General features: G+C 57.2%; 1 protein-coding gene. It reads right to left on the minus strand.

Annotated features, from left to right (window positions below; genetic code table 11):
• Positions 1-19: 19 nt before the first annotated feature.
• On the minus strand, positions 20-994 hold the full coding sequence (locus tag NAV32_RS17555; protein WP_256054059.1) for an IS110 family transposase: 975 nt from the start codon (positions 992-994) through the stop codon (positions 20-22).
• Positions 995-1,232 lie beyond the last annotated feature (238 nt).

The raw sequence follows: 1,232 nt of genomic DNA on the forward strand, positions 1-1,232 counted from the left end.
GTAGATACCGTCTTGCCCGTCACTTCGCAATAGCGAGTTTGGGATTGAACGGTTCACCGGATTTCAGTACGCCATAGGCAATACAGAGCAACTTACGCATCGCCGCGCAGACGATCTGTTTGCCGGCTTTGCCTCTGGCTTTCATTCGCTCGACCATTGCCCGAATAGCAGGGTTACGGCTCATGGACGTAATGGCTGGCATGTAGAGCCCTGCGCGCAACCTGGCCGACCCCATGCGGGAAATCCGCACATGCCCTTTGAGTTTTCCCGATTCTTGTAGCTTGGGATTGAGTCCCGCAAAGGCGGTGACAGCCCTGCTGTTATCGAAGCGTTGAACGTCCCCCAGCTCAGCGAGCAGAAGCGCTGCCGTCCGGTCAGCAATGCCGTCGATGCTCGTGAGCAGGTCACGCTGGCCGCGCAAGTCATCGTTGTCGTCGAAATGCTGCTTGATCACCTCCAGCGTCTCGGCGATTTGCTGACGTAAATGCTCAAGAACCGAGTCGATCGACTCCTTGACCTTGGTCTCGCGGGTCACGTCCAAGCGGTTCTGTTCCATTTGCTCCAGCTCCTGAAGATCCTTCAAACGATGCACCAGGGCTTTGAGGCGCCGAATGGACGGTGGATCAGGCTGCCAGGCACGCAGCTCGGCCTGATGCCGACTGCCATAATCGGAAATGAGCTTGGCGTCGACCTTGTCGGTCTTCACCCGCTGCAACTGGCTACGGGCGTAATAGGCAACCTGGGCCGGGTTAAGGACGCACACTCGGTAACCTCGCGCGAGCAGCCATTCGGCCAGGGCTTCGTGGTAGATGCCCGTAGCCTCCATGACGATCCATGCCTGCGGCTCGGCGTACTTGAGCAGCCATTGCTGCAGCACCTCAAAGCCTGTTGAGTCATTGCTCAGCTTGCCTTTCGTGCGGTACTTACCGTTGCTTTGCAAGGTCGCGATGTCGAATGTGTGTTTGGCGATGTCGACGCCAACGACGATGGCCATGGTTTTCCTCCTCAGTAAGCGGATAGATCGTCACTGCATCCGTCCAACCTTGCTGATGCGAGCTCGCAGCTCAAGATACCGTTCGGACTTACTGGATGAGTGCGGAGGAGTGCAGCGCTATCTACGTTACAAGCTCGAAGCTTAAGGGTGGATACGTCTTGCACTCTCCCCTCCGGTGATCAGTCGGAGACTATCGCCTCCTGAGAGGCTGCAGTCGAGATACAAGGGTGGATGTCGC

The organism is Stutzerimonas stutzeri (genome assembly GCF_024448695.1).
GTDB lineage: Bacteria > Pseudomonadota > Gammaproteobacteria > Pseudomonadales > Pseudomonadaceae > Stutzerimonas > Stutzerimonas stutzeri_T.

Coding starts and splice junctions, on each gene's coding strand:
- NAV32_RS17555 (WP_256054059.1), bottom strand. CDS start 994: ATGGCCATCGTCGTTGGCGTCGACATCGCCAAACACACATTCGACATC.